23 protein-coding genes are annotated in these 26,765 nt (G+C 43.5%); 12 read left to right on the forward strand and 11 right to left on the reverse strand.

Going from position 1 to position 26,765, the window contains the following annotated elements; all coding sequences use genetic code 11:
- From ACHKAR_RS03130 to ACHKAR_RS03175, 10 genes are all read right to left on the reverse strand, one after another.
- The gene (locus tag ACHKAR_RS03130) at positions 1 to 525 is read right to left on the reverse strand and encodes a DUF3341 domain-containing protein (RefSeq protein ID WP_159580193.1); all 525 of its coding nucleotides are present in this window, start codon (positions 523 to 525) and stop codon (positions 1 to 3) included.
- Positions 525 to 1,892: an NrfD/PsrC family molybdoenzyme membrane anchor subunit gene (gene nrfD, locus ACHKAR_RS03135; RefSeq protein ID WP_159580195.1), complete on the reverse strand. Its 1,368-nt coding sequence runs from the start codon at positions 1,890 to 1,892 to the stop codon at positions 525 to 527. The genes ACHKAR_RS03130 and nrfD overlap by 1 nt, the downstream gene beginning before the upstream one ends.
- A 6-nt stretch (positions 1,893 to 1,898) precedes the next feature.
- On the reverse strand, positions 1,899 to 4,991 hold the full coding sequence (locus ACHKAR_RS03140; protein ID WP_395416129.1) for a TAT-variant-translocated molybdopterin oxidoreductase: 3,093 nt from the start codon (positions 4,989 to 4,991) through the stop codon (positions 1,899 to 1,901).
- A gap of 33 nt (positions 4,992 to 5,024) precedes the next feature.
- Entirely contained in the window at positions 5,025 to 6,314 is a 1,290-nt protein-coding gene (locus ACHKAR_RS03145; RefSeq protein WP_395416130.1) for a cytochrome c3 family protein, read from the reverse strand.
- 231 nt (positions 6,315 to 6,545) lie between these two features.
- Complete coding sequence (locus tag ACHKAR_RS03150; protein ID WP_395416131.1) at positions 6,546 to 7,616, reverse strand: alanine racemase; 1,071 nt, start codon at positions 7,614 to 7,616, stop codon at positions 6,546 to 6,548.
- Complete coding sequence (alr, locus tag ACHKAR_RS03155; protein ID WP_395416132.1) at positions 7,597 to 8,796, reverse strand: alanine racemase; 1,200 nt, start codon at positions 8,794 to 8,796, stop codon at positions 7,597 to 7,599. Before alr ends, ACHKAR_RS03150 begins: the two co-directional genes overlap by 20 nt.
- A gap of 4 nt (positions 8,797 to 8,800) precedes the next feature.
- A complete protein-coding gene (locus ACHKAR_RS03160; protein WP_395416133.1) occupies positions 8,801 to 9,943 on the reverse strand; it encodes an amidohydrolase in 1,143 nt (380 codons plus the stop codon).
- Positions 9,944 to 9,947: 4 nt separating this feature from the next.
- Entirely contained in the window at positions 9,948 to 10,388 is a 441-nt protein-coding gene (locus ACHKAR_RS03165; protein ID WP_395416134.1) for a GNAT family N-acetyltransferase, read from the reverse strand.
- A gap of 12 nt (positions 10,389 to 10,400) precedes the next feature.
- Positions 10,401 to 11,822: a sodium:solute symporter family protein gene (locus ACHKAR_RS03170; RefSeq protein ID WP_395416181.1), complete on the reverse strand. Its 1,422-nt coding sequence runs from the start codon at positions 11,820 to 11,822 to the stop codon at positions 10,401 to 10,403.
- A gap of 82 nt (positions 11,823 to 11,904) precedes the next feature.
- Positions 11,905 to 13,068: a serine hydrolase domain-containing protein gene (locus ACHKAR_RS03175; RefSeq protein ID WP_395416135.1), complete on the reverse strand. Its 1,164-nt coding sequence runs from the start codon at positions 13,066 to 13,068 to the stop codon at positions 11,905 to 11,907.
- Between the two features lie 155 nt (positions 13,069 to 13,223).
- Here ACHKAR_RS03175 and serA point away from each other — a divergent pair, with 155 nt between their 5' ends.
- The 4 genes from serA to ACHKAR_RS03195 all read left to right on the forward strand — a co-directional run bounded on the left by serA (position 13,224) and on the right by ACHKAR_RS03195 (position 18,010).
- On the forward strand, positions 13,224 to 15,116 hold the full coding sequence (gene serA / locus ACHKAR_RS03180; RefSeq protein ID WP_395416136.1) for a phosphoglycerate dehydrogenase: 1,893 nt from the start codon (positions 13,224 to 13,226) through the stop codon (positions 15,114 to 15,116).
- A 124-nt stretch (positions 15,117 to 15,240) separates the two neighbouring features.
- Positions 15,241 to 15,591: a monothiol bacilliredoxin BrxC family protein gene (locus tag ACHKAR_RS03185; protein WP_159580209.1), complete on the forward strand. Its 351-nt coding sequence runs from the start codon at positions 15,241 to 15,243 to the stop codon at positions 15,589 to 15,591.
- A 262-nt stretch (positions 15,592 to 15,853) separates the two neighbouring features.
- Positions 15,854 to 16,927: an aminotransferase class V-fold PLP-dependent enzyme gene (locus ACHKAR_RS03190; RefSeq protein WP_395416137.1), complete on the forward strand. Its 1,074-nt coding sequence runs from the start codon at positions 15,854 to 15,856 to the stop codon at positions 16,925 to 16,927.
- Between the two features lie 156 nt (positions 16,928 to 17,083).
- Positions 17,084 to 18,010, forward strand: coding sequence for a universal stress protein (locus tag ACHKAR_RS03195; RefSeq protein WP_159580212.1), 927 nt, complete (start codon positions 17,084 to 17,086; stop codon positions 18,008 to 18,010).
- A gap of 13 nt (positions 18,011 to 18,023) precedes the next feature.
- Here the strand turns inward: ACHKAR_RS03195 and ACHKAR_RS03200 are convergent, their stop codons facing one another.
- Positions 18,024 to 18,473: a MarR family winged helix-turn-helix transcriptional regulator gene (locus ACHKAR_RS03200; protein WP_159580213.1), complete on the reverse strand. Its 450-nt coding sequence runs from the start codon at positions 18,471 to 18,473 to the stop codon at positions 18,024 to 18,026.
- A gap of 135 nt (positions 18,474 to 18,608) precedes the next feature.
- On the opposite strand from ACHKAR_RS03200, the gene ACHKAR_RS03205 reads away from it, so the two are divergent.
- From ACHKAR_RS03205 to ACHKAR_RS03240, 8 genes are all read left to right on the forward strand, one after another.
- The gene (locus ACHKAR_RS03205) at positions 18,609 to 19,148 is read left to right on the forward strand and encodes an RNA polymerase sigma factor (RefSeq protein WP_159580214.1); all 540 of its coding nucleotides are present in this window, start codon (positions 18,609 to 18,611) and stop codon (positions 19,146 to 19,148) included.
- A gap of 34 nt (positions 19,149 to 19,182) precedes the next feature.
- Entirely contained in the window at positions 19,183 to 19,608 is a 426-nt protein-coding gene (locus ACHKAR_RS03210) for a hypothetical protein (RefSeq protein WP_395416138.1), read from the forward strand.
- A gap of 13 nt (positions 19,609 to 19,621) precedes the next feature.
- Entirely contained in the window at positions 19,622 to 20,113 is a 492-nt protein-coding gene (locus tag ACHKAR_RS03215) for a hypothetical protein (RefSeq protein ID WP_395416139.1), read from the forward strand.
- A 21-nt stretch (positions 20,114 to 20,134) separates the two neighbouring features.
- Complete coding sequence (locus ACHKAR_RS03220; protein WP_395416140.1) at positions 20,135 to 21,217, forward strand: hypothetical protein; 1,083 nt, start codon at positions 20,135 to 20,137, stop codon at positions 21,215 to 21,217.
- Between the two features lie 75 nt (positions 21,218 to 21,292).
- Positions 21,293 to 22,918, forward strand: a complete 1,626-nt coding sequence (locus tag ACHKAR_RS03225) for a CTP synthase (RefSeq protein WP_159580218.1) — start codon at positions 21,293 to 21,295, stop codon at positions 22,916 to 22,918.
- A gap of 31 nt (positions 22,919 to 22,949) precedes the next feature.
- Positions 22,950 to 24,779, forward strand: a complete 1,830-nt coding sequence (yidC, locus tag ACHKAR_RS03230; RefSeq protein ID WP_395416141.1) for a membrane protein insertase YidC — start codon at positions 22,950 to 22,952, stop codon at positions 24,777 to 24,779.
- Between the two features lie 296 nt (positions 24,780 to 25,075).
- Complete coding sequence (locus ACHKAR_RS03235) at positions 25,076 to 25,849, forward strand: ParA family protein (protein ID WP_159580221.1); 774 nt, start codon at positions 25,076 to 25,078, stop codon at positions 25,847 to 25,849.
- A 7-nt stretch (positions 25,850 to 25,856) separates the two neighbouring features.
- Positions 25,857 to 26,750 (forward strand): ParB/RepB/Spo0J family partition protein, encoded by an 894-nt coding sequence (locus ACHKAR_RS03240; RefSeq protein ID WP_159580222.1) that lies wholly within the window; start codon positions 25,857 to 25,859, stop codon positions 26,748 to 26,750.
- Positions 26,751 to 26,765 lie beyond the last annotated feature (15 nt).

Consider the following 26,765-nt stretch of genomic DNA (forward strand, 5'->3'; position numbering starts at 1 on the left):
TTAAAGTGTTTTCAGATTCACTTCAGAAGCTCCGCTTGCTTTCAAAAGACTGCTGATAGCTGCTTCTTCAACTTTATTTTTACCAAGGTCTATTGCTACGATGTGTTTATCGTCAGTAATACGCTTGTCAAATAGCTTCGGCTTTCCCCAGGGCTTAAGATTACTAATAATCATAAAAGTCCCCACCATCCCAAAAGAGGCCAACAAAACGGTCAGCTCAAATGTCACAGGGATAAATGATGGGATTGGAGCATAGTCCTTTCCTCCAATGATCATTGGCCAATCTACTGTCATCATTCCCAACTGCATGGTAAGGGCCAATGAAGTACCCAATAATCCAAACAGGAACGCTACAACAGATAATCTGGAACCTTTGTAACCTAGCACATCGTCAATACCATGTACCGGAAATGGTGAATAAACTTCATGAATTTTGACTCCTCCTGCACGCACCTGAGTGATCGCCTTCAAGAGAACATCTTCATCTTCATATACACCGACTATATAATTGCTTTCGTGAGCCATTATGCTTTTTTGTTTTCGCCAGTTGCTTTAATAATACTTTTTACTTCCGCCATGTTGATCACAGGGAAGAACTTCGCAAACAAGAAGAACGCTGTGAAAAACAATCCAAAAGTGAATACATATACTCCTACATCGTACATGGTTGGATAGAACATCGCCCAGCTTGAAGGCAAAAAGTCTCTGTGTAGTGAGGTCACGATGATCACGAAACGCTCAAACCACATTCCAATATTTACGATAATAGAAATCACAAACGTAGCAGCCAGATTGGTTCTGATCTTCTTAAACCAGAAGAGCTGCGGAGAGATGACATTACAAGTCATCATAGAGGCATATGCCCACCAGTATGGTCCTGTGGCTCTGTTGATGAAAGCATATTGCTCTGCTTCCACTCCGGAATACCATGCCATGAAAAATTCTGTGATGTAAGCCACACCTACTATAGAGCCTGTAATAATGATTACAATGTTCATTAGTTCGATGTGCTGAATAGTGATGTAATCTTCCAGTTTATACACCTTTCTAGTAATCAGAAGAAGTGTCAATACCATTGCAAAACCTGAGAAGATCGCACCCGCTACGAAGTAAGGTGGAAAGATGGTTGTGTGCCAACCCGGAATTACTGAGGTCGCAAAGTCAAAAGATACAATCGTGTGTACTGAAAGTACCAGAGGTGTTGCCAAACCAGCCAGAACCAATGCCACGGTCTCATACCTCGACCAGGTCTTAGCCGCTCCATCCCATCCAAAACTCAATGCACCATATACGGCAGCAGAAACTTTGTTGGTGGCTCTGTCCCTGATGGTAGCGAAATCAGGAATCAAACCAATGTACCAGAAAACAAGTGATACAGAGAAGTAAGTTGATATCGCAAATACATCCCACAACAGTGGTGAATTGAAGTTTACCCAAAGTGATCCAAAAGTGTTAGGGAGTGGCAACGCCCAGTAAAAGCCTAACCATGGCCTTCCCATGTGCAGAACAGGGAACATGGCAGCACAGATTACTGCAAATATGGTCATCGCCTCAGCTGCCCGGTTAATGGACATTCTCCAACGTTGACGAAAAAGCAACAGAATGGCTGAAATCAAAGTACCTGCGTGACCAATACCAACCCACCAAACGAAGTTGGTAATATCCCAGGCCCAACCAACGGTCTTGTTCAATCCCCACATTCCAATGCCTTCCCAAAGGGTCATGGCCACAGCATATGCTCCTATGGTCAATGTACCAAGCGAAATAGCCATGGCAAACAGCCATAGTTTCGCAGGTTTTTCCTCTACTCTTCCGGCAATGTCCTCTGTAACGTCGTGTACTGTTTTTCCACCCGTAACTAAGGGCTCTCTAATTGCTGATTCTGCTATCATAGGATATTATGCTTCTGCTTTTTCAGTTTTAGACACTTCATCTTTATTTCTGACTTTAGTCAGATACCAAATATTTGGCATCACTCTTAATTCTTCCAATACGTGATAGGCTCTTGGCTCTCTCGCTTCTACACTCTTCTCATTCTGCTTGATCTGAAGCATCTGAGAAATTCGGCTATTTGGATCTTTCATATCCCCAAATACCAAAGCCTCTGAAGGACACGCACTTGCACATGCTGAAACAACTTCCCCATCCTCAGGTCTTCTTCCGTTTCTTTTTGCTTCAAGCTTTCCTGACTGGATTCTCTGTACACAGAAGGTACATTTCTCCATAACCCCTCTGGCCCTCACTGTCACATCCGGATTCAACACCATCTTGCCCAGGTCATTATTCATGGCCATGTTCTTATCGAACTGCTTGTTATCGTGGTATTTGAACCAGTTAAATCTTCTTACTTTATATGGACAGTTATTAGCACAATACCTTGTACCAATACATCTGTTGTAAGTCATTTGATTGAGTCCTTCACTGCTGTGTGTGGTTGCAGCCACCGGACATACAGTTTCGCAAGGTGCGTTATTACACTGCTGACACATCATCGGCTGGAAAGTCACCTCAGGATTTTCTGCTGGATCCTCCATGGCCTTACCCTCTGTGGCATCAGAACTATAGTATCTATCGATTCTGATCCAATGCATCTCACGCCTGTTGAGTACTTCTTGCTTTCCTACCACAGGTATATTATTCTCTGTCTGGCATGCGATCGTACATGATCCACACCCCGTACAAGAGTTTAAGTCAATCATCATACCCCAATGGTGATTAGGGTATTCATGGCCCTTCCATAGGGAAACGGCGTAGGGTTTCTTGTACCCCTCTGCGGTAGCTATTTTAGGGAAATTTCTTCCGGCCTGATTATCTTTTTGATAGTTCTTAAGAAGGGTTTCCTGAATGACAGTCTCGCGGCCCATGTAAGTCTGGTGCGTCTGAGTCTGAGCGATTCGATAAGGTGTACCTGTTGGCTCAGCGCTCACACCCGTGGTAACGGCAAAACTGACAGTTCCTTTGCTCACAGTACCAAACTGATAGGCGTTTACTCCTACCCCATCGGCTACTTTTCCTGCTTTACTTCTACCATAACCAATAGCCAAACCAACCGTGCCATATGCCTGACCTGGCTGTGGCAACACAGGGATTTCAGCTGTCACACCATTTGCGGTGAAATTCACCTTCTGGGTGGACATGTCCCCTATCTCAATTCCCCACTCCTCGGCCTGCTTAGGTGATACAGTTAAATAGTTATCCCAAGTAGCTTTGGTAATAGGATCGGGCATTTCCTGAAGCCATGGGTTGTTGGCCTGAATACCATCAGCAACACTGCTGTTTTGATAGATCACCAACTCCAATCCTGCATTATCGAGTGAATATGAAGAACCGATGGCAGAAGCCACAGCACTCACTGCCACATCAGCAGAGGCTGATTGTGCTTCACTCTTAATTTCATATACACCATCATGTAAACACTTGTTCCAAAACGCGTCGAAGTTGAAAAACTCGATGCTATTGGCTTTAGCGAATACGTTAGAGTTCCAGGTGTCACGCACCAAATCGTAATAAGAACCCTCTTCACCAGCCCATGTCATGAATGACTGCTGTGCTTGTCGGGTGTTAAAGATGTTTTGAATAGCCGGCTGCGATAAACTGAAGAATCCAGTCACTGGCTCAAAGTCATTCCAGGATTCAAGGAAGTGATGGTCAGGCGCCTGGTATTTCACCAGCGAAGCAGTCTCGTCACCTCTATCACTGGTAGAAACCGCAAATTTAGCTTTGGCTAGACCCGCCTCTATTTGAGCTCCAAGTGGATGATCATAAACAGGGTTACAGTTGTAGAATACTACTCCTGCCACGGATCCTGCATTCAATTGATTAACGAAATCCGCAAACTGAGCATCGTTTCCTTTTCTCAGGTTTACTGACTTTGAAATATCAAGAGTAGCTCCATAGTTACCAAGCAAGTCATTGATCGCGATCACCATCAACTGTACGTTGATGTCATTTGATCCGCTCATGACCAACGAAGCACCCTGTGTCTTCACCAAATCGTTGGCAGCCTTAGTCAAAAGCTCATTATCAACTTTAGCGACATTTACCTGAGTCGCTCCCATCTTGGCAGCCACAGCATTGTAAAGGTTGGCTACATAAAGTCCTTCTTGTGAGGGCCTAATCGCCACTCTATAATCAGCGTTGGCCCCTGTAAGGGATAAATTCGATTCAAAAGCATAGGCCCTTGACATATCCGTTTTATCCTTAGAAAGCTTACGACCTGCCGCAAATTGCTTGTTGTTGGCAGTTCTATTTGGCCAGGCCCCAAGGAAGTCAGCTCCAAACGAAACCAAAGTCTTGGCTTTGGAGAAATCATGAAATGGCATCATTCTGTTTCCAAATGCTGATTCGTAAGCCGAAAGCATTCCGCTAAACGATACCTGATCATAGGAAACATGAGTGCCTCCAAATTTCTCAGTCAATTTGTTAATAGTAGCCTGGGTGGAAGGAGAAGCAATTGAGTTGCTCACTATGGTCAACTTGCCATTAGCCGCAGCAAATTCCTTAGCCAAAGCACTGTCCAAATCAGCCCATGAAACTTTTGCTCCATCAATTTTAGGGTCCGTAAGTCGTTCCTGATCATAAAGAGAGAGTACAGAAGACTCTACCTGAGGAGTGGTACCACCACCACTAATGGTAGACAGCTTATTTCCTTCAAGCTTGATAGGTCGACCCTCTCTTGTCTTCACCAGCACACTACAGTAATCGCTACCACTCACATATGTGGAAGCATAGTAATTAGGGAGTGTGGGATCAACTGCTACAGGTTTCTTTACGTAAGGAATAGCCTTTTTAACCGGGGTCTCGCAAGCTGCCAATGACACAGCAGCTATACCAAATCCCATAAGCTTAAGGAAATCTCTTCGAGATGGCTCCCCTCCGTCTTCACCACTGATGGGCAAATACTCCGGGAACTCCTTGTTAGCATATTTTTGAAACTCAGCTTTGTTTTGAAGCTGCTCTAATCCTTTCCAGTATTTCTTAGTTTCCTTCATATTGATGGACTAATCTTTTTCAAGCTAGGTATATTAATAATGACATTTTGAACACTCCAAACCTCCAATGTCCTCTACTTTAAGAGGTTCTTTGCTATGCTCAGCATGCAACTCCACTAACTTGGTGTAGTATTCGTTATCTTTTGTGTTAACTTCTGTTTCTCTGTGACAGTTGATACACCACCCCATGGTAAGGGTAGAATATTGGTATACAACATCCATTTCCTCGACAGGACCATGACAAGTCTGACATTCCAACCCACCTACTTCCACGTGCTGTGAGTGGTTGAAATAAGCCAAGTCAGGAAGGTTGTGAACACGTACCCACTCGATAGGCTTAGTGTTTTCACCATACTCTCCGGTAGAAGGATCGTAATCAATGGCTGCATAAATCTTTTGGATCTCAGGAGATTCTGTCTTGATGGCCGTATGGCAATTCATACAGATATTGGCAGAAGGAATGTTGGCAGCTTTTGACTTCCTCACTCCGGTATGACAGTAGTTACAGTCTATTTCAAACTGACCCGCATGAATCTGGTGTGAAAAAGCGATGGGTTGATTAGGCTGATAACCCTGCTGTACTCCGATGGTAAACGCACCGTCAATAGCCGTCTTAAGTAAAAGGGCCACGAAAATGAATATTACCGAACCAATGACAAAATCACTGGTCAGTACTTTTTGAATATCAGTTTTCTGGTTAACTACCTCAACATCTTCCGCATCTAACTCCTTCTGATCTTTCAGGTACTTAGTAAGCACAGAGACCATTAATCCTAATACGATAAGGATCAAGACCAGTACAACCACCAATACAACCAGTATAGCGGTGAGGTAGCCTGAGGACACAGAATCGCCTTGACCTGCAACAACCTGGTCCGTACTACCACTCTCAGCTGTTGCTACCGGAGCAGGCTCTTTATTTGACTCTACTTTTATGTAAGAGAGAAGAGAAGTAATTTCCTCATCAGAGAAAGGGTAAGCCGGCATAGCCGTCTTGTTATATTGTTGCCATATTTCTACGGCGTACTCATCACCACTTTGAATGAGCTTCTGCGAATTCTTTATCCAACTCGTCAACCACTCTTTAGATCTCCGCTCATGCACATCCTTAAGTGCTGGACCAATAACCACCTCATTGATGGCATGACATTGGGTACAGTTCGCCTTGAATATGCTAGCTCCGGCTGACGCCAGTGCTTCATCTGTAGGAATACCATCTGCATCACCACCACCGGCCGCATCTTGCGCCAGTGCACCAAATGATAATAATAAGAAAAATGTGTAGGTGAGAGAGATTAAAACAAATCTGGTTGCTTTGGACATGGATTGTTTCTTTGTCAACATGTATTTTCTGCTGTTCTAAATCAGACGGGTACAAATGTAATACCGTGGGTACGTATTTCAAAGGCAGTTTTGCAACCCAGATGGCATTATCTCGTATGTGGATAACTTATGTTGATAAATCGAACTGATTATCAGCCCATTAGACCCCTCAGTAGACTAAAAAAAGCACTATTTAGAATCATTATAAATAAATTAATTGCTACCAATCATCTATTCAACGATTTTATCGATGTAGTCTGAATTTAGCAACCCTAAAGCTCCCATGTATTTGAGCTTAAATTTCACCCAATCTCCCACCTGATAATTTCGCTTGGTGCGACCAAGATCAATGACAATCATATCGGAGCTGGCACCGGTGATTTTCACTCCCTTTTCTACAGGAATTAAGAAGTCTGTGGAGATATCCAGTAAGCCCAGATCCAGAATGGCGCGGTAGCTGGTCTTGCCATAATCCTCTTCGTTGATTTCGAATTGTTCACCAGAAGGGTTAGTAGCTAAATCCCCTGAAGGCACTTTGGGTTTTTCTATCAATTCAATAATTTGAGCATGAAGCATAAAAACATCGCTTTTCATGCCCTTTACTCCCTTGTTGGTAAAGAGGTTATTGCCGAAATACAACATCTCCCCTATTCTGAAATGGTTGATGCCCTTAGGTAGTTGGCGATTGAGCAACAGCGGAAAAACCACTGATGTGCCTCCAGAAACCCATTCAATTTTTCGATTGAATTTGGCTTCAATCAATTGCTTATAAAGACTCAACTGTATGAGTTTATCCTGTGAGGGCATCACTCCATACAGGCAATTGAGATTGGTGCCTAGCCCCACCACCGTAATATTGGGTAGCTCAAAAATTTGACCGTAGAACTCCAATAACTGCTCTCCAAGAACTCCTTCTCTCAAATCTCCCATTTCGATCATTATGATGATCTTATGGAGCTTATTTTGGCGTCCCGCTTCCTCAGAGAGCAGACGTATGGTAGAAAGCTCTGTATTGAAGCTTACATCTGCATATTTAATAATGCTGGGGATGGCCTTCTTTGCAGGGGGCTTAATATATACTGTTTGAATACCCGAATCAATTTGTTTGACGGTCTTCAGATTGCTCACCCTGGAATCATGGATTTCGCGAACTCCCAGATCCACGAGTTCCTGAATAAAGTTTTTAGTACCACACAGAAGCTTTGATACTACACCCCACTCTATACCTTCAGCGTCGAGTTTGGACGCAAGGTATTGGTAGTTGTGTTGAAGTGATTTTCTCTTAAGCTTTAGATAAGCCATTGGTTGGTATTTGATTTGTTAATGTTTCATTAGCGATGACTGTTCTGGGAATGTTGCGGGGGAGTCTGGTGAGAAGTTCATAATTGAGCTGATCACTCAACTCTCCAAATGAAGACACAGAGATAGAATTATCACCCTGGTCGCCAATTAGTACCACTTCGTCTCCCTTTTCAGCTCCGGGACATTCAGAAACATCCACAATTAAAAGATTCATATTGACGATGCCTACCACGGCCAGACGCTTACCTCTGATGAGTACCCGCCCCTGATTACTCAGTGATCTGGCGTACCCATGACTATAACCTACGGGGACTGTGGCGATCTTCATATTTTCCGATGCCATAAAAGTGGTTCCATACCCAATAAATTCCCCAGTATTAACCTCCTTCACATCCATCACTTTACTCTTCCATTTCATCACTCGCCTTAGCGGGTCTTCACGAGATGACACATGTTTGATACAATCAATGAAGGTTTCTTTGCTGGGCCAAAACCCGTATTGCAAAATACCTATTCTAACCATTTCCATCCGACTCTTTGGGTAGGAAATGGCAGCGGCAGAACAAGCAGTATGTTTCACTAAAGGCTCCAGACCTGTACTTCGGAGCCATTTGTCCATCTTATTGAATTTCTTGATTTGATTCTTCACTCGTACATAATTGGCTATGCTCTCTGCTCCGGCATAGTGGGTACAATCACCCATCAACTCGAAGTGATCAAGGTTCTTTTTTAGAAACTCAACCGCCCTTACAAGATCTGTTTTAATGAAACCTGTGCGATTCAGGCCTGTTTCAAACTCAAGGTGTATTCTGGCCTTTTTGCCAACTTTGCGGGCCATTTCGATAGCCTTTTCCAACCTATCCAGCTCAAAAACAAAAAACTCAACCTCATTCAGCACCGCCCATTCGAGCTCCGCATTATCTACAAACCCCATGACCATGACCTGGGATCTATGCATACTGATGTTGGTCACTTCGAGTGCCTCATCTGCACTGAATACCGAGAAATGATCAACTCCAAGGGTCTCGGCCATCGGTACAAACTCAAAAATTCCGTGTCCGTAGGCATTTCCCTTCACCACAGAGGATAATCGAACATCTTTGCCAATGACCTTACGGATATAATTGAGGTTATTGGCCAGTGCCGTCTGGTCAAGTTCTATTTCGGAAGTTGCGAACATTCTTTTATTCCTGAAGTTGTGAAATTATCTCTTTGAAAATGATCATTCCTGTTTCGATTAGCTCATCGGGAAAATCATAGTCCGGGTTATGAAGTGCCGGACAATTCTTTCCTGATCCTATTCCAAACATGGCTCCGGGAAACTGCTCTGTGAATATCCCAAAGTCTTCACCCCATTTGAATGGAGTGGCACGTTGCTCGGTTTCATATCCGCCGGCTGCAGCTGCGCCCTTAATTGCAGCAATGACCCTTTCGTCATTAAAGTTAGCAAAGAAACTCTGAGTCCACTCGATCTCAATTTTAAGATCATGAGCACCGGCCACCTGTCGGGCAATATCCTCACACTTCTCTTCGTGATCACGAATGACCTGATTATCCCAGGCCCGTAACGTAAAATGCAACTCTCCGTATCCCGCGGAAACTCCATAGGCCTGATCCCCCATGGTCGTATAAATTGGTGTTGCGATACGGAAATCATCAGTATCCAAATCCGGCTGATTTTGATCAAGAATTAACTGGGTGATTTCTGCCATGGCCAATGCCGGGTTAATGCCGAATTCTGGCTCGGCGGCATGTGAGGTCTTGCCTGTGAGTTTGATAATTATGCTATTGGCTGCTGCTGTGAATGTGCCTGACCTCCAAACTACCTTATGCAAATCATACCCTGGCAGATTATGCAAAGCCACAGCATAGTCCGGCTTAAGGGAATCAAACAATGGATCGTTGATGATACCCTTCGCTCCTTCCCCATTTTCCTCGGCAGGTTGAAATAACAGAATGGCATCTCCTTTTTCCTGGCGCTCCAGCGATAGATATCTCGCCAGCGCATATAATATAGAAGCATGACCATCATGCCCACACTTGTGACTTACACCCTCAGTAAGTGACTTGTGCGCAAAGTCATTAATCTCCTGAATAGGCAAAGCATCAAAATCTCCTCGAATCAATACACTTTTGCCAGGTTTGTCTCCTTTGAAAATAGCAGCCACACCATAATGTTTAAAAACAATAAGTTCATCGGGTGTGCATTCTGATTTCAACCTTTCAATCAAGTGACGAGAAGTATTCTCTTCGAAACACGACAACTCTGGGTGCTGATGAAGGTACTTGCGAAGAGATTTAGCCTCATCAATAATGTTGTGCTGCATTGACTTATTTGGTTAACCGCATTTCGAGATATTTATTGGTAAATCCCAACTTCTCATAAAGTCCCTTGGCCGGGTTATCTGGCTCCACATGCAAGGCAATATCACCCTCAGCTGTGTTGATGGCCTTTTGCATGAGTGCCTTCCCGTAGCCCTTTCCTCTTCTTTCTCTGTGTGTGGCGATATAGACCAGAATGTTTTCGGGGATGTAGCCATCCATGCCTGTTTTATTGACAACCACAGCCCCCACTATTTCACCCTGATCTTTCCCAACCAGCACAAACCCTCCCGGAGTTATTCCGGTGCTAAGTGCATAGTTAATGGCTTTCATAATGTCCTCCTTTTTATCTCCATATTGATCCAGGTGGTTAAAAAGAAAGTCTCTTACTTGTTCTATTTCTATCAGGCCCACGGTATCTGATGGGCCAAGTATGTTGATCTCTAACATATATATAATTGGTTATTGTTTGTTTCTGAATTGATTGATCATCACAAAGGTGATCAGCGACAAACTGATCCCGTAGATATTGGCATCCAGACCAAGAGGCAAATCCCTACCTATTAAAATTAATGAAATAGTAGTACCCCCACCTATAAGCATCGAAAAGAAAGCTGCATTGGCACTGGGCTTCTTCATAAAAAGTCCTCCTAAGACGGGTATGAACAGCCCTGAAACCATGAATGCATAGGAATAAAGCATGAGTTCCAGTACGCTCTGCATGACAGAGGCCAGCAGTACCGCAAAAACACCAATCCCCAGTGTGATGATTTGGGACAGCCTTAGGAATTTCTTTTGATCCGTGCCTTTGTAACCTATAATATCAGTCACCAGGTTACCAGAAGATGCCATGAGACAGCTATCCGCTGTGGACAAAACCGCCGAAAAATAGGCCGACATCATCAACCCCATCAATCCGGCAGGGAGAATTGTTCTGAGTAGCATCGGCAGCCCTACTTCAGCATCCATACCCTGAGCACTCTCGTACCCTAGGTAAGCAAACATCCCTGTCTCGGCGCCTACCCGGGCAAACATCCCCAGCAGCACTCCCATGAGGGCCATGACAGGCCATTCGAAAAGACCAGCAATGTACCAGGCTTTTTGCGCAGCTTTTTCACTCTTGCAAGCATATATTCTCTGGTATAGAGTCATTCCCACAAACCAGATCGGAATAATGGTAATTCCCCAGTTCACCATGTCCTGCCATCTGATGTTGGTCAGCGAAAGAAACTCAGGAGGCAAGACCTCTCTGATTTTTTCATACCCACCTACGCTTACGTATCCCAATGGCAACCCTATAAACACGAGCCCTGAAAGAAGCAGCGCCCACTGAATGGTGTCTGTATAAATCACTGCTTTGAGCCCTCCCATCACTGTATACACTACAGCAATGACTCCCATAATGACCAGGGCATTTGTCAGACTGAGATCAGCGAAAGTCGAGGATGCTAATTTGGCTCCTGCCAAAAGTTGAGAACTCGTGAATCCGGCATAACCTATGGCAGAAATGATTCCAGCAAGTAGCGCGGTTTTTTTATCATAGAATATGCTAAAGATCTGAGGAAACGTAAATAGCTTTTTGAACTCCGGCAATGCACTGAGTTTGGGGATAAGGATTACTGCCGCCAACCATGCTCCAAGCAAACCTGTAAATAACATCCAGGATCCGGATAAGCCCATTGTGAAGCCCAAACCACCTAAGCCAATGGAAAAGCCGCCGCCCACATCAGTGGCCACCACCGAAAGCCCCACATGCCAGGAACTCATGGATCTGCCACCTACATAATAATCTTCCGTGTTTTTATTCTTTTTGAGGAAAAAGGCTCCTACCCCCAGCATTGCAATCATATAAACAATAAATACCAGGAGGTCTATCCAGTGGATGCTCAAAACAATCAGTAGGGTTTGGGATTAAAAAAATGTACACTGCTACGAAAGCAACTCAGAGCCTTGCAAATTGTTCAGATCAATCGCAATTCTCTATAATGGCTGCAAGATAATCATATAATGCCTGATGGATATCCGGCCTCACATTGAGCTGATAAATAGCCTTACTTTCTCTGGTAGGATACACCCGGTTTGAAAGAAAAACAAATAGTAAGTCATTGGCAGGATCAGCCCATACCAATGTGCCGGTATACCCCGTGTGTCCGTAGCTTTCGAAAGAAGCCGATTTTGCCACACTACTAATCAATGAGTCATATTCGAGAAGTGGTTTATCAAAGCCCAAGCCTCTTCGGTTTCCTTTATTAGCATACTGATAGCTGGTAAACACGTCAATAGTTGATGGTTTCAGGTACTCCACGCCGTTCAAACTCCCATTATTTAACCACATCTGCCACAAACTAGCCACATCTTCCACGGTTCCAAATAACCCCGCATTTCCCGAAATTCCCTTCATCAAAATGGCCCCCTCATCATGTACCCTGCCATGGATAGGTTCATACCTGAAAAAAGAATCAATTTCTGTCGGCACTATTCTATCCAAGGCGAATTTTTCAGCAGGGTTAAAAGTGAGTGTACTCAGTCCCATGGGCTGGTAAAACACCTCCTGTAGATAAACCTCAAAAGGTCTTCTGGTCAATCGCTGCACTATCTCAGGCACCAGATAAAAGAACAAACCCGAGTAGACATAGTGCGGCTCCCTGTTCACCGGAGCTGCTTTGATGTACTTCTTTATTCTTTTGTAAAACTCCCTGTGGAGAAACATCCCTTCAGCAACCTTATAGGGATAGTCCTCTGACCGGCTGTCTGAAATAGTATGCCCCTTGTAACGACCATTATTTCTTCTGATCTCCTCATAAAACTTAATCCAGCTCTGTAGCCCGGCCTGATGCGCCAAACATTGCCTCAGCGTTACCTTACCGATCTTTCGCCAACCTAATCCATCCACATAGTTCTTCAGGGGCTCGTCCAGATCTATCAGACCATCCTCGTAAAGCTTCATCAAAGCCAAAGTAGAGGCCATGACTTTGGTCACTGAGGCCATATCAAAAAGGTCCGAAGTATAGACTGCATCAAGGCTATCGTAAGTCTTATAGCCATATGATTTTAATAAGATTGGGTTTCCCCTGTGTGAAGCATACACTACGCACCCCGGAAAGGCGCGCTCCTGAATTGCGTTAATCACAATTAAGTCCACCTTTTTTTGTAAATCTCCCAACAAATACGAGGTGTCTTGTTGACTAAAACACTGATTTTGAAAAAAAATTGATAATAAAAATAAAATGATTGTTTTATATGCCATTTACGTGCTTAATTTTAAGCCTCAGAGAAAGCGAACTTATGGAAAATCACAAACATTTTGTAATTGATTTCGATAGCACGTTCACCCGGGTGGAGGCTTTGGATGTCTTGTGTGAGATCTCTCTCAGGGGTCAGCCAGATGCCCAGGAGTCCCTTGCCAAGATCAAAGAAATTACTGATCTCGGCATGGAAGGCAAAATATCCTTTCGGGAATCTCTTGAAAACAGATTGGAAATTCTCAGAGCGCACAAATCTCATTTACCCGAATTAATCGCCAGATTAAGCGATCAGGTCTCCGATTCATTCCAGAGAAACAAAGAATTTGTAAGAAAATACGCCGGTCAAATTTATATTTTATCCAATGGATTCAAAGATTTTATTGTTCCCATTGTAGAGCACTTTGGCATTACTGAAGACAGGGTTTTTGCCAATGAATTTACCTATGACGAAGCGGGCAATATTGTTGGATTTAACAAAGAAAACCTACTTTCTGAAAATAACGGGAAACCCAACAAAATACGTTCGATGAATCTCAAGGGTGAAGTCTATGTGCTTGGGGACGGGTATACTGATTACGAAATCAAAAAGGCCGGAATTGCGCATAAGTTCTACGCCTTTACAGAGAATGTGAGGAGGGCCAATGTGCTCCAAAACGCAGATCATGAAGCGCCTAATCTAGATGAATTTTTATATGTAAATAAAATGGAAAGAGCACTCTCCTATCCCAAAAGCCGAATCAACGTATTGCTGCTTGAAAACATCCATGAACATGGGATCAAGAAATTACAAGAAGAAGGCTACAATGTCAAAGTGCATCCTGCGGGAATGGACGAAGACGAACTCATAGAAGCCATAAAGGATGTATCCATCCTTGGCATCAGGTCTAAAACTCAGGTGACCAAAAAAGTACTTGAAAGCGCCAACCGACTATTGGCTGTTGGAGCTTTTTGTATTGGCACCAACCAAATAGACCTGCTCACCTGTCAGCGCAAAGGAGTAGCTGTATTCAATGCGCCTTTCTCCAACACACGTTCCGTTGTGGAAATGGCCATTGCCGAGCTCATTATGCTGATGAGAAACCTTCCTGACAAGTCAGTTTCTATGCATCAGGGCAAGTGGAATAAATCAGCCAGTGGTAGTTTTGAAGTGAGGGGAAAAACACTCGGCATCATTGGATATGGAAACATAGGCGCACAGCTTTCTGTGGTGGCAGAGTCTATTGGTATGAAGGTGCAGTTCTATGACTTGGAGGAGAAACTTGCACTTGGCAATGCTGTACAGTGTAAAAGCCTTGAAGAGCTACTTAGTACTTCTGACATGATCACCCTGCATATAGATGGCCGAAAGGAGAATAACGGGTTTCTAACAGAGAAGCATTTTTCTCAGATGAAAGACGGTGTAATCTTCCTCAACCTTAGCCGTGGACCTGTTGTAGATATAGCTGGTCTTAAAAAATATGTACTTACTGGGAAGATCAGAGGGGTAGGTGTGGATGTGTTCCCAGAGGAACCTTTGAGTAACAACGATGAATTTATTTCTGAATTACGGGGTTTACCTAATACGATCCTTACGCCACACATTGGTGGTAGTACACTAGAGGCTCAGGAAAACATTGCGGATTTTGTGCCTGGTAAGATTATGGAATATATTAACACCGGATCTACGAGCAATAGTGTGAATTTTCCGAATATCGTGTTGCCTATGCTGAAAAACGCACACAGGTTTATACACATACATCGGAATGAGCCCGGAGTTCTGGCCAAAATAAACCATGAACTGGCTGCACACAATTTGAATATTGTGGGTCAATACCTAAAAACCAATGAGGAAATAGGGTATGTAATTACTGATATCAACAAAGATTATGATGAGGAAGTAATTAAAAATCTTAAATCCATTAAGGAAACCATTAGATTCAGAGTTTTATATTAGTTTAGTCAGATATTTCAATAAAAACCAAGTCCCAATCCGCAATAACCGTTGTAATTAGTAAATTCGTGTTGTAGATTAGTTGCCAATGAATCACCATTCACCGCTTTGGAAATCGATATCATCTTTGAAAGACCTCAATCAAGTGATTGAAGGCTCTCGTTTGAAACCAGCAATGGTTTTTAAGCACAGAGCTTCATCTCCTGAAAGTATTGAGAAAAAGATAGAGCTAGAAAATGGCTGGAATATTTCCAGCGATATGATAGACGTTTATCTTGTCGATGATATGAAATCCAAAGACGTCTCCAGAGAAATTTCAGAAATAGCGGGCATCAATCATGAATTCCCCCAGATTGTGCTATTTGCGGATGGCGTGACCATGTACGATGAATCACACGACATGATCAGTGTGAAGAAAATCAAACTTGCACTAAAAATCGTCAACAGAACCTTCAAGTGGATGGAGACCAGGGCATAAAAAAAGCTTTCGGAATCCGAAAGCTTAATGCTATAAAGGTCGTGTTGATAAACCCCTAAATAATAAGGATTTGAGCTGTGAAATAGGTCAAAGATCCACTGTTGTCCTGAAATCTTTCGATGACGAGGCCCTGATGGAGACCACCAGGGTGAGGCCCAATTTTGCTACCCCACTTGGCTCGGTATTGTTTTAGTGTTAGGTTTAAAAACAATATTACCTTCAATAGCGAAACAAACTTAATCAGTACTATTTCAAATTCTCAATGCAACATAAGATTTATTTCACACCGGGACCTTCGCAAATCTTTTATACGGTAAACGACCACATGAAAGAGGCCTTTCAGAAAGACATCATGTCTATCTCTCATCGCAGTGCCACTTTCCAAAATCTTTTTGCTGAAGTAAAAGCTGATCTAAAAAGCCTGCTCCACCTTCCGGATCACTATGATGTCTACTTCATTTCTTCTGCCAATGAGATCTGGGAGAGAATCATTCAAAGCCTGGTGGGCAATGCGTCCCATCACTTCGTGAATGGCTCCTTTGCTGAGAAGTTTTATCAGTTTGCTACAGATTACAAAAAAGAGTCAACCATCACCCGAATGAGCGATGGTGAGGACTTTGACAATCTGGAGGTGCCGGAAAACACTGAGCTTATCTCAGTCACGCTCAACGAAACCAGCATTGGATATGCCTTCGATGCTAACAGCATTTACCAGCTGCGAGAGCAGCACCCCGACAAGCTCATTGCTGTAGATGGAGTGAGTGCTTTTCCCGCCGTTCCCTTTGATTTCTCTAAAGTGGATACCGCCTATTTTTCTGTGCAGAAATGCTTCGGACTTCCTGCCGGATTAGGGGTCTGGATCGTGAACCCTACCTGTTACCAAAAAGTGGAAAAACTTCGGAAAAACAAAGTTGTTACGGGTAGTTATCATGATTTACTGCAACTAAAAGCCTCAGGAGATAAAAATCAAACTCCTGAAACCCCCAATGTTTTGGGGATCTTCTTGCTCGGGAAGGTGGTAAAGGATATGCTATTCAGATCAGCCAAGCTGATACAAAATGACACCACCTACAAAGCCGCCCTACTCTATCAGGCGATTGAAAAATCTTCTGTATTGAGCCCATTCGTCGCACGAAAAACCAATCAATCAAAAACCGTGGTAGTCGCCAAATGTGAGGGTGGCAATGCCGACATCCTCGCCCGCTTCGGAGAGCAGGGCTGGATCATAGGCAAAGGGTACGGTTCATACAAAAGCGACCATATACGCATTGCCAACTTTCCTGTTCACAGCAAAGAGCAGATAGAACAGCTGACTGACTACATCAGCAAGACCTAATTTTATTCTTAAAACCTTTTGATCAGGGTATTTATTCAGTATTTTATTGCGAAAAAGATTTATTAAATCATAAATCATTTTGAAACTTTCTTTCGTTTATAAGAATTGATAAATTGATTTCGATTTAATTTTGCACCCCAATAGTCATCGCGTAATATGTATAAGTACAATAAAATTCTTGTAGGCCTCGATCATACAGAGACGGATCTGGATTTGGTGAAAGCTGCCTCAGATGTTTGTGAGTTGTCAGGATCAAAGGTTGTATACTTTGTAAATATCATTAAGGACATCAACCTGCCGGAGAAACTCATGAAGGAGTTTCCTCACATTCTTGATCAGGCTATTGAAGAACGGAAAAACAATCTCCAAAAGACGGTCACCGATCATTTTAAATTCGAAGGCGCAGAAGTAGTCGTGAATGTGATCGTGGATCAGGGCCAGGTCACAAAGACCCTTCTCAAGCACGCTTCTGCTGAGAAAATAGATTTGGTCATCCTGGGCAGGAAAAATGAAAAAAAAGGTGGTGGAGTGTTGGTGAATAGAATTGCCCGCCGAGCAGGCTGTTCACTCCTCATTTTACCGAAAGGCTCCCAATTCAGCGTAAGCAGTGTTCTGGTACCCACAGACTTCTCAGCTTACTCCAGAAGTGCCATGGAAAAGGCAACCATGCTGGTAAAAAAATCGAAAAAACCAGGAAAGATTATTGTGCAAAACGTCTATCAGGTTCCAGTGGGCTACCACTATACCGGCAAGAGTTTTAAGGAGTTTTCAGAGATCATGAAAGATCATGCCAAGAATGATTTTGCCAAATTCACTAAGAGCATGAAATTGGATGGTGTGAACATAGAGCAGATTTACACTCTGGATAAGGATGAAGACATCATATCAGACATCTACAAAGCTGCCAAAAAAATCAAAGCCAGCCTGATCGTTATCGGGGCGAAAGGCCGCACCGCCACTACTGCCCTATTTATTGGTAGCAAAGCAGAAAAATTGATTCACGTGGATGAAGAGATTCCTATGCTGGTGGTGAGACCAAAAGGGAAAAATGCCGGCATAATAGAATACATCAAGGAGCTCTAATAAGCTCCTTTTTTTATGTCCTGAGTTTGTCCAAAAGTTCATTTAGCTGCTTAGCCTCTTCCTCGGTAAGGCTCACCAGCCCATCCTCCCACCGATCCATATCCTCATCGGTTTTTGCCAGGAGATCAAGGCCCTGAGATGTAATTACCACATCCACAGCACGCCTGTCATTGGGGCATTGCTTTCTCGCCACCAATCCTTTGGATTCAAGCTTATCTACTATTCGGGAGGCATTTGAGCTTTTGTCCAGCATTCTCTCGATGAGCAAATTGATGGTAGCCGGTTTAGGGTGCTGACCTCTGAGTATCCTCAATACATTAAATTGAGGAGTGGTCAGTCCGTATGGCTTGAACAAAACAACCTGATGTTGACTCAGCCAGTTATTGGTGTAAATAATATTCACAATGGCTTTGTTCAGTTGACTCCTAAACTTCGCCTGTTTGATATCTTCTCCTATTCCCATTTGATGGTAAATTAACAACTACATTTAATGTAACGACATTTAAATTAAGCTGGTTCGACGAAATAAAAAAATCGCCAAGAAAATTAAACCATCGGTTAATTTTAGACTCTAAACGGTAAATCACCTTTACCTACCTTGGAAGACTCTTTTATCATATCCAAAATTCAGGACCCCGAAACCATTAACTATGGATTCAATCTGCTGGTGAAAGCTTACCAGGAACGTGTGTACTGGCATGTCCGGAAAATGGTCATCGATCATGATGATGCGGACGACCTTACCCAGAATGTTTTCATCAAAATCTGGAAATCACTGGGTAACTTCCGGGAAGAGTCACGCTTGTATACCTGGATTTATCGGATTGCGACCAATGAGTGCCTGAACTTTCTGAAAAAGAAAAAACGTAAGTTCATGATCCCAATCCACGATGTGGCTGGGGAACTCTCACATAAAATAGATCAGGGAGCCTATATTTCCGGAGACGAAATTCAGCTTAAGCTTCAGAAAGCCATCCTGACACTGCCTGATAAACAAAGGCTCGTTTTTAACATGAGGTACTTTGATGAGCTGAAATTTGATGACATAGCGGAGATTACAGGCACATCAGTAGGCGCATTGAAGGCGAGCTATCACCTTGCAGCCAAAAAAATAGAGTTTTTTTTAACCGAACATTAAACCTTGGACAAGAAAGAGCATCTAAACTAAAGTAATGAAAAACCATCTAGACCATATCAACAAAACGTCACTGCCTTTTGAAGTACCTGAAGGGTATTTTGATCAGTTACCAAACAGAATCAGCGAGAAGGTCTCCCAGGCTCCGACTGCCACACATGCTGCATTCCGGTGGGCCCTTTTGCCTGCCTTTGTGGTGACCGCACTGGTCTGTTTGGTTATTCTCAATACCGCCAATAAACCCGACAGATCAGCAGATTTGCTTGCTTCTCTCACCAATGAAGAAATATTTTTCTACCTGGAAAACACAGAGATTTCGGAGTATGAGATCGCAGCATTGAGTGCAGAGCCCGAGGCCCTACTGCGGGGCGTAGACATCATCGATCAAATGAACCTTGACGAAGATGACTTCAACCAATTGATGGAGCATTATGATTTGAACGATATTTCACAAGATATTTAACTTATAAGCAATTATGAGACACTTAATCACTTTAGTTCTTACTCTTACGGCCTTGGGACTGTGGGCACAAAATCCCTCTACCATGGAACGTGTGGAAGCCGCCAAAATAGCCCTGATCACTGAACGACTGGAGCTCACACCAGAGCAGGCCGAGAAGTTCTGGCCGATTTACAGGGAATTTTCAGAGCAACAGCGAAACCTAAGGAAGGAATTCAACAACCTGCGAACCAACCACAATCCTCAAACAGCCTCTGAAGAGGAGAACCAAAAGATGCTGGAGATGGGGATGCAGATAAAAGAGCGTCAACTTGGACTGGAGCGCACCTATTCTGAGCGGATGCAGCAAGTAATCACCACCCGTCAGCTGATGAGTCTCAGAAAGGCTGAGGATGACTTCAAAGAAATGCTGATGAAACGAATACGTGAGCAGCAGGGACAGCGTGACCAAATGAGACAGGACAGAATCCGCAACAACGACAATATGCAGCGAAAAAGAAATAACTAACCACCTACCCTACCTGATCTTTTGATAAAATATTTTCTGACCATATGTCTGGTATTGGCAGGACTACTGAAGTCCTATGCACAGAGCGACTCCCTCACCTGGGAGGAAAAATTTGCCCTGCTCGAAGCTGAAATGGACTCTATGTCCATTTTTTACCTTCTGGACAGCATTCTTGCCAGCTCCCCGCTAAAGTACTCGGAGTTCAATGCGCGCATGAGCTACAACAGCAATGTGCTCAATGCCGGACGAAACTATGGAGTCAACCAGCACAGTATGTCACCTGGTATGTCCTATTATCACAGCACCGGACTATACGCCGATTACGCAGGATTTTGGAACTCACAAACTACTCCTGAGTATAATCTTTCCATCTTCTCATTCGGCTATTTGGGCTCATTCAGTAAAAAATGGAACTACTCTCTGAGTTACGAAAGGTGGTGGTATCATCAGATCGAAAGCACCGGTCTCAACAATAACCTCGGCGGGAACATCACTTATCGAAACAAGCTGATCTATGCCACCATTGACTATAGCCTGCTTTTTGGGGAAAGATCCGCACACAGACTTATCGGAAGTCTCTCGGGAAATGTGAGTCTAGGCAAATGGTGGTGCTTCAAAAGCATTAAATTATTACCCTCCTTATCCTCAACCTTTGGCAATTCACTGATCACCACCCGATTTGAAGGCAACATCATCGAAGAATTCAGGTCCAACCAGACCCTCAGAACCAACTTTCGCTCCGATGAATTTCAAAGCTATGCCAATACAGTGCTCTCCGATCAGGAAAAGGAAGCCTTGAGGCAAATAAGAGAGAGCAGAAACCTCACAACCAGGGAGAAGATCACACAGCAAATGAAAATATACCTCACCAATGATGATGTGCTCAACTACCTATATGCTCTTCTTGATACCACTGAGGAGAAATACGGAATCATGAACTACAATTTCAGTCTACCGCTCATGTTAGCCACTGAAAAATTTTCTTTCCTTATCAGCTATACTTATAGTGTACCTGTCCAATTGCCCGGTGAAGATTATGCATTAGATCCAGTAGGCTATTTTGGAGCTTCTGTGATCTACCGCATTCCTTTCAACTATAAATAGAAAGATCAACTATTATTTGAAAGTAAATGCCCTACCTTTGCATCCCGTAACATCACCAAAGATCAAAGTAATTCAATGTCCAAGGTCAAATACATTTTCGTTACGGGAGGCGTAACTTCTTCGCTGGGAAAGGGAATCATTTCAGCATCTCTCGGCAAACTACTACAGGCAAGAGGTTACTCCGTAACCATCCAAAAATTCGACCCTTATATCAATATTGACCCTGGCACCCTCAACCCCTATGAGCATGGTGAATGCTATGTGACGGATGACGGAGCAGAAACAGATCTGGATCTTGGTCATTATGAGCGTTTTCTGAATGTCTCTACTTCTCAAAACAATAACGTCACTACCGGAAGGATATACGATAACGTAATCCAACGAGAGCGTAAAGGTGAGTTTCTTGGAAAAACCGTACAGGTGGTTCCTCACATTACCGATGAGATCAAGAATAACATCTTCAAGCTGGGTGAAACGGGCAAATATGACATCATCATTACCGAGCTGGGTGGTTGTGTAGGTGACATTGAATCCCTCCCATTTATAGAAGCGGTGAGGCAGGTGAGATTTGAACTGGGACCGACCAACTGCATCTCCATACATCTCACACTAGTGCCCTACCTCAAAACTGCCGGTGAGCTAAAAACCAAACCCACGCAGCACTCTGTAAAGGAACTTCTGGAAGCAGGAATCCAGCCGGACATTCTGGTGTGTCGGTCTGAGTACCCACTCACCCCTGAGATCAGAAAAAAGCTAGCCCTCTTCTGCAACGTTCCCATCAATTCTGTCATTGAGGCATTGGACGCTGAAACCATCTATGATGTACCCATCCTCATGCGGAAAGAAAAGCTGGATGAGCGTGTACTGGCCAAGTTCAAGCATTCGTACAAGAGAGAGCCAAAAATTGACCAGTGGAAAGAATTTCTGGGCAGGCTGAAGAACCCTACCAGTCAGGTGAGAATAGGTCTTATAGGCAAATACGTGGAGCTGAAGGATGCTTACAAATCCATTGCAGAAGCTTTTGTACACTCAGGAGCTGAAAACGAGTGCAATATTGAGATCGACTGGATTCATGCTGAAGAAGTGGATGAAGCGAATGCCAAGAAATTATTCAAAAACCTCGATGGCATTTTAGTGGCTCCCGGTTTTGGCGAACGAGGGATTGAAGGCAAGATCAGCACCGTAAAATATGCGCGCGAAAACAAGGTTCCTTTTTTTGGAATTTGTCTCGGAATGCAATGTGCTGTAATAGAATTTGCCAGAAATGTACTAACACTGAAACAAGCCAATAGTACAGAAATGGATCCCAAGACCAAGCATCCGGTCATAGACCTGATGGAAGATCAGAAAAACATCAAAAACATGGGCGGAACCATGCGTTTGGGTGCTTATGATTGCAATGTAAAAAAAGGAACGAAGGCTTATAATGTCTACGGTCATACCAAGATCTCCGAAAGACACCGACATAGATACGAGTTTAACAATCAATACCTGGAGCAATTTGAGAATGCCGGCATGATTGCCTCAGGAAAAAACCCGGACACCAATCTGGTGGAGATCATGGAACTGAAAGACCACCCGTGGTTCATTGGCTCACAGTATCACCCAGAGCTCAAGTCTACGGTAGCCAACCCTCATCCCCTTTTTGTGAAATTCATTAAAGCTGCCATTGCACACCGAAAAGAAAAAGAAAGCATTTAACAAACAGAACTACGAGTAGTCAAATAAATTTATGGACAGAAATCAATTAACAGGTCTGATTCTGATGTTGGTGTTTATCACCATCTATTTTCAATTTTTCGCACCTGAGCCAAACCCCGAGCAAATCTCCCAACTCAACAGGAGTGATTCCTCACAAATCATAGATGACCCACAACAGTCAGCAATCGGTCAGCCCAGCGCCACCGTGCTTTCAGACAGTGCCAGAACCCGTCTGAGTGAAATGAAATTTGGTCTCTTTTCATCAGCCGCTGATGGAGAGGAAAAAATCACCACCATTGAAAATGAGAAAATGATTGTCTCTTTTTCTTCAAAAGGTGGGGTGGTCAACAAGGTCATTCTTAAAGACTTCAAAGACTTCAGGGGAGCTCCATTGGTGCTGGTAGATGATGCGCATGCCGCTCAGCACATTTATGTAGATCATTTATCCAGAAAAGTTGACCTGTCTGAATTGTACTTTACCGGAAGAGGCAGAAGTAACGTGACCAAAGCCGGAGACACCACTGTGTTGGAATACCGACTTACCCTACCCGAAGGACAATCTGTCACTTACAAATACACCATCCCTGGTGATGGCTATGAGATAGGTATGACGGTTGTTCAAAATGGGTTGGAGCCAATCATCGGGCAGCAGGTAACCTTCGCATGGAACCAGCGTGCCAATCGCCTTGAAAAAGACTTCAAAGACGCCAGAAACAGAACTACCGTAAAATATCGCTTCACGGATGGAGATGTAGACGAACTCTCGGCCACGTCTACAGAAAAAGAAGAAGAAACGCTTGATCTGGCTACCAGCTGGGTGTCTTTCCGACAAAAGTTCTTTACCAGCGCCATCATTTCAGCTACTCCATTCACCAATGGTCAGGTAAGCAGTTACACAAATTTTGAGGATACTACCTCCGTAAAAAACATGGCCATGTCTATGACCCTGCCCTATGCAGACTTCATTGACAACAACTCCACCTTTAAGTTTTACTACGGACCTAACAACTACGCCATTCTGAAGGATGTAGCTCCTGACTTTTCAGAGAACGTAGAACTTGGATGGAGCGTCCTTTCATGGATTAACAAATTTGCGATCATCCCGATCTTTCATTTCCTGGAGCAGTACATTTCTAATTACGGAGTGATCATTATCATCATGGTGATCATCCTGAGAATTGTTTTGGCCCCGCTGACCTACAAGTCGCATATGGGGATGGCCAAAATGCGGGTAATGAAGCCAGAGCTGGACGAACTCAAAGCCAAGCATGGCGATGATGCCCAGAAAGCACAACAAGAGCAAATGGCACTCTATCAAAAAGTGGGGATTAATCCATTGAGTGGCTGTATTCCTATGCTGCTGCAAATGCCAATCCTTTTTGCCATGTTCTATTTCTTCCCTAACTCGATAGAGCTGAGGCAGGAAAGCTTCCTGTGGGCGACAGACCTTTCTACGTACGACAGCATTTGGGACTTGCCTTTTGATATCCCATTCTATGGTGATCACGTGAGTTTATTCACACTTCTCATGACCGCCTCTACCATCCTTTACACCTGGTCAAACAGTCAAATGACCACAGTACAGGGTCCGATGAAGTCACTGCAGTACATCATGCCGATCATGTTCCTGTTCTTCCTGAACAGCTACTCATCTGGTCTTACTTTCTACTATTTCGTTTCCAACATTGTCTCCTTTGGACAGATAGCACTTTTCAGGAAGTTTATCGATGAGGACAAGATCAAGAAAGTACTGGATGAGAACAGGAAAAAGAACGTGAATAAGAAGAAATCATCCTTTCAGCAAAAGCTGGAAGAAGCTATGAGAGCTAAAGATCAAAAGAAAAAACCAGGCAAGAAATAAGCCGATACGGTAACGCTTTCAGGCAAGGGAGTCACTTAACCTCATGGTTAAGTGACTCCCTTTTTTCCATTGACAGTATTTTTGTGAGCTTATCCACAATCTGGTTTCCTCCAAAAAAGTAATCAACCATTTATACACAATTGAAATGTTAATTAATTGATTACTAACCTACTAAAGCTTAACACCCGATTATAAAGACTTTTTCTTTCTGGGCGCTATCTTTAACTTGTCTTTATGTTAAATATATTTGTGCGCTTTCTCTTTTAAGAAAGCGTGTAAAAGTTTCCAATTGAACTATGGGTAAAATTATTGCGATAGCAAATCAAAAAGGAGGAGTAGGTAAAACAACCACAGCCATTAACCTGGCTGCCAGTTTGGCCGCCCTCGAGTTAAAAACCTTAATAGTAGATGCTGATCCTCAGGCAAATGCTACCTCTGGTGTGGGTAAGAACCCAAAGGAAGTAGAAATAAGTATATATGAGTGTATGGTAGATGGTGCCGATGCTGAAAAGAGCATTGTGTCTACCGATATCAAATTCCTTGATCTGCTCCCCTCCCATATCGATTTGGTTGGTGCTGAAGTAGAAATGGTCAGTGTTTCTCAGCGAGAGGGCAAAATGAAAGAAGCTTTGAGCAAAGTAAAAGAGAAGTATGACTATGTGATCATAGACTGCTCTCCCTCTCTTGGTCTCATTACAGTCAATGCCCTGACTGCTGCAGATTCAGTGATAGTACCCGTTCAGTGTGAGTATTTTGCGCTCGAAGGGCTCGGAAAGCTTCTCAACACCATCAAGATCATTCAAAACAGGCTCAATCCTGAATTGGAAATAGAAGGCATTCTGCTCACCATGTATGATCTGCGACTGAACCTGTCCAATCAGGTAGTAGAGGAAGTGAGAACACACTTCAAGAGTATGGCATTTGAGACCTTGATCCCAAGAAACATCAAATTGAGTGAATCTCCCAGCTTTGGAGTACCTGCCATTTCACATGATGCAGAAAGTAAGGGTTCTTTGGCATACCTGAACCTGGCTAGGGAAATCATGCAGCGAAACGAAGTAACGGCATAACAGGAACATGACAGATAAAAAGTGGAAAAAGAAAACCGGACTAGGTAGAGGTTTAGGTGCGTTGCTGGAAGATTCCGAAGAAAAGGAAAACATCAGCGGATCCGGTGCCACCATCAGAGGAGCAATCAGTGAAATACCTGTTGATCAGATAGAAGTCAACCCATTTCAGCCCCGTACAGATTTCAACGAAGAAGCGCTGGAAGAACTTGCCGAGTCGATACGTGTGCAAGGCATTATTCAACCCATCACTGTTCGTGCACTCAGCGAGAATGAGTTTCAGCTGATCTCGGGAGAGCGTAGACTTCAGGCCAGTAAACGTGCAGGACTCACAGCCATTCCGGCCTATATCCGGACAGCAGATGACCAGCAGATGCTGGAAATGGCTCTGATCGAAAATATTCAGCGTGAAAACCTCAATGCCATTGAAATAGCACTGAGTTATCAGCGTTTACTCTCCGAATGCGATCTGAAGCAGGAGGAGCTTGGTGACAGGGTAGGTAAAAACCGAACCACGGTCAATAACTACCTGAGATTACTCAAACTACCGCCAGACATCCAGATTGCTTTGAGGGATGGAAAAATCTCTATGGGTCATGCCAGAGCCATTGTCAATATAGAGAATGTGGAGCAGCAGTTGGCTATCTTCAAGAAAGCTGTGAACGAAGGGCTTTCTGTCAGAAAAGTGGAGGAGCTGGTAAGAGACCTGAATACCGAGAAGAAAGAAACACCAAAACCCAAGGAGCAAATTAATCCTGAGATCGCTAAATTGCAGGACAAATTAACGACACACTTTGGAACAAAGATTCAGGTCAAAGCAGATAGCAATAACAAAGGAGAAATCAAGATTCCATTTATTTCAGCAGAAGAGCTGGACAGGATTCTCGAATTGCTCAATGTGTAAGAACCCTTTGAAATA

Origin of the sequence: Marinoscillum luteum (genome assembly GCF_044005705.1) — a bacterium.
Lineage (GTDB): Bacteria > Bacteroidota > Bacteroidia > Cytophagales > Cyclobacteriaceae > Marinoscillum > Marinoscillum luteum.

Bases quoted from the DNA above. Each gene is read 5' to 3' on its own strand.
- ACHKAR_RS03130 (WP_159580193.1), bottom strand. From the start codon at position 525: ATGGCTCACGAAAGCAATTATATAGTCGGTGTATATGAAGATGAAGAT.
- nrfD (WP_159580195.1), bottom strand. From the start codon at position 1,892: ATGATAGCAGAATCAGCAATTAGAGAGCCCTTAGTTACGGGTGGAAAA.
- ACHKAR_RS03140 (WP_395416129.1), bottom strand. From the start codon at position 4,991: ATGAAGGAAACTAAGAAATACTGGAAAGGATTAGAGCAGCTTCAAAAC.
- ACHKAR_RS03145 (WP_395416130.1), bottom strand. From the start codon at position 6,314: ATGTCCAAAGCAACCAGATTTGTTTTAATCTCTCTCACCTACACATTT.
- ACHKAR_RS03150 (WP_395416131.1), bottom strand. From the start codon at position 7,616: ATGGCTTATCTAAAGCTTAAGAGAAAATCACTTCAACACAACTACCAA.
- alr (WP_395416132.1), bottom strand. From the start codon at position 8,796: ATGTTCGCAACTTCCGAAATAGAACTTGACCAGACGGCACTGGCCAAT.
- ACHKAR_RS03160 (WP_395416133.1), bottom strand. From the start codon at position 9,943: ATGCAGCACAACATTATTGATGAGGCTAAATCTCTTCGCAAGTACCTT.
- ACHKAR_RS03165 (WP_395416134.1), bottom strand. From the start codon at position 10,388: ATGTTAGAGATCAACATACTTGGCCCATCAGATACCGTGGGCCTGATA.
- serA (WP_395416136.1), top strand. From the start codon at position 13,224: ATGGAAAATCACAAACATTTTGTAATTGATTTCGATAGCACGTTCACC.
- ACHKAR_RS03190 (WP_395416137.1), top strand. From the start codon at position 15,854: ATGCAACATAAGATTTATTTCACACCGGGACCTTCGCAAATCTTTTAT.
- ACHKAR_RS03195 (WP_159580212.1), top strand. From the start codon at position 17,084: ATGTATAAGTACAATAAAATTCTTGTAGGCCTCGATCATACAGAGACG.
- ACHKAR_RS03200 (WP_159580213.1), bottom strand. From the start codon at position 18,473: ATGGGAATAGGAGAAGATATCAAACAGGCGAAGTTTAGGAGTCAACTG.
- ACHKAR_RS03210 (WP_395416138.1), top strand. From the start codon at position 19,183: ATGAAAAACCATCTAGACCATATCAACAAAACGTCACTGCCTTTTGAA.
- ACHKAR_RS03215 (WP_395416139.1), top strand. From the start codon at position 19,622: ATGAGACACTTAATCACTTTAGTTCTTACTCTTACGGCCTTGGGACTG.
- ACHKAR_RS03225 (WP_159580218.1), top strand. From the start codon at position 21,293: ATGTCCAAGGTCAAATACATTTTCGTTACGGGAGGCGTAACTTCTTCG.
- yidC (WP_395416141.1), top strand. From the start codon at position 22,950: ATGGACAGAAATCAATTAACAGGTCTGATTCTGATGTTGGTGTTTATC.
- ACHKAR_RS03235 (WP_159580221.1), top strand. From the start codon at position 25,076: ATGGGTAAAATTATTGCGATAGCAAATCAAAAAGGAGGAGTAGGTAAA.
- ACHKAR_RS03240 (WP_159580222.1), top strand. From the start codon at position 25,857: ATGACAGATAAAAAGTGGAAAAAGAAAACCGGACTAGGTAGAGGTTTA.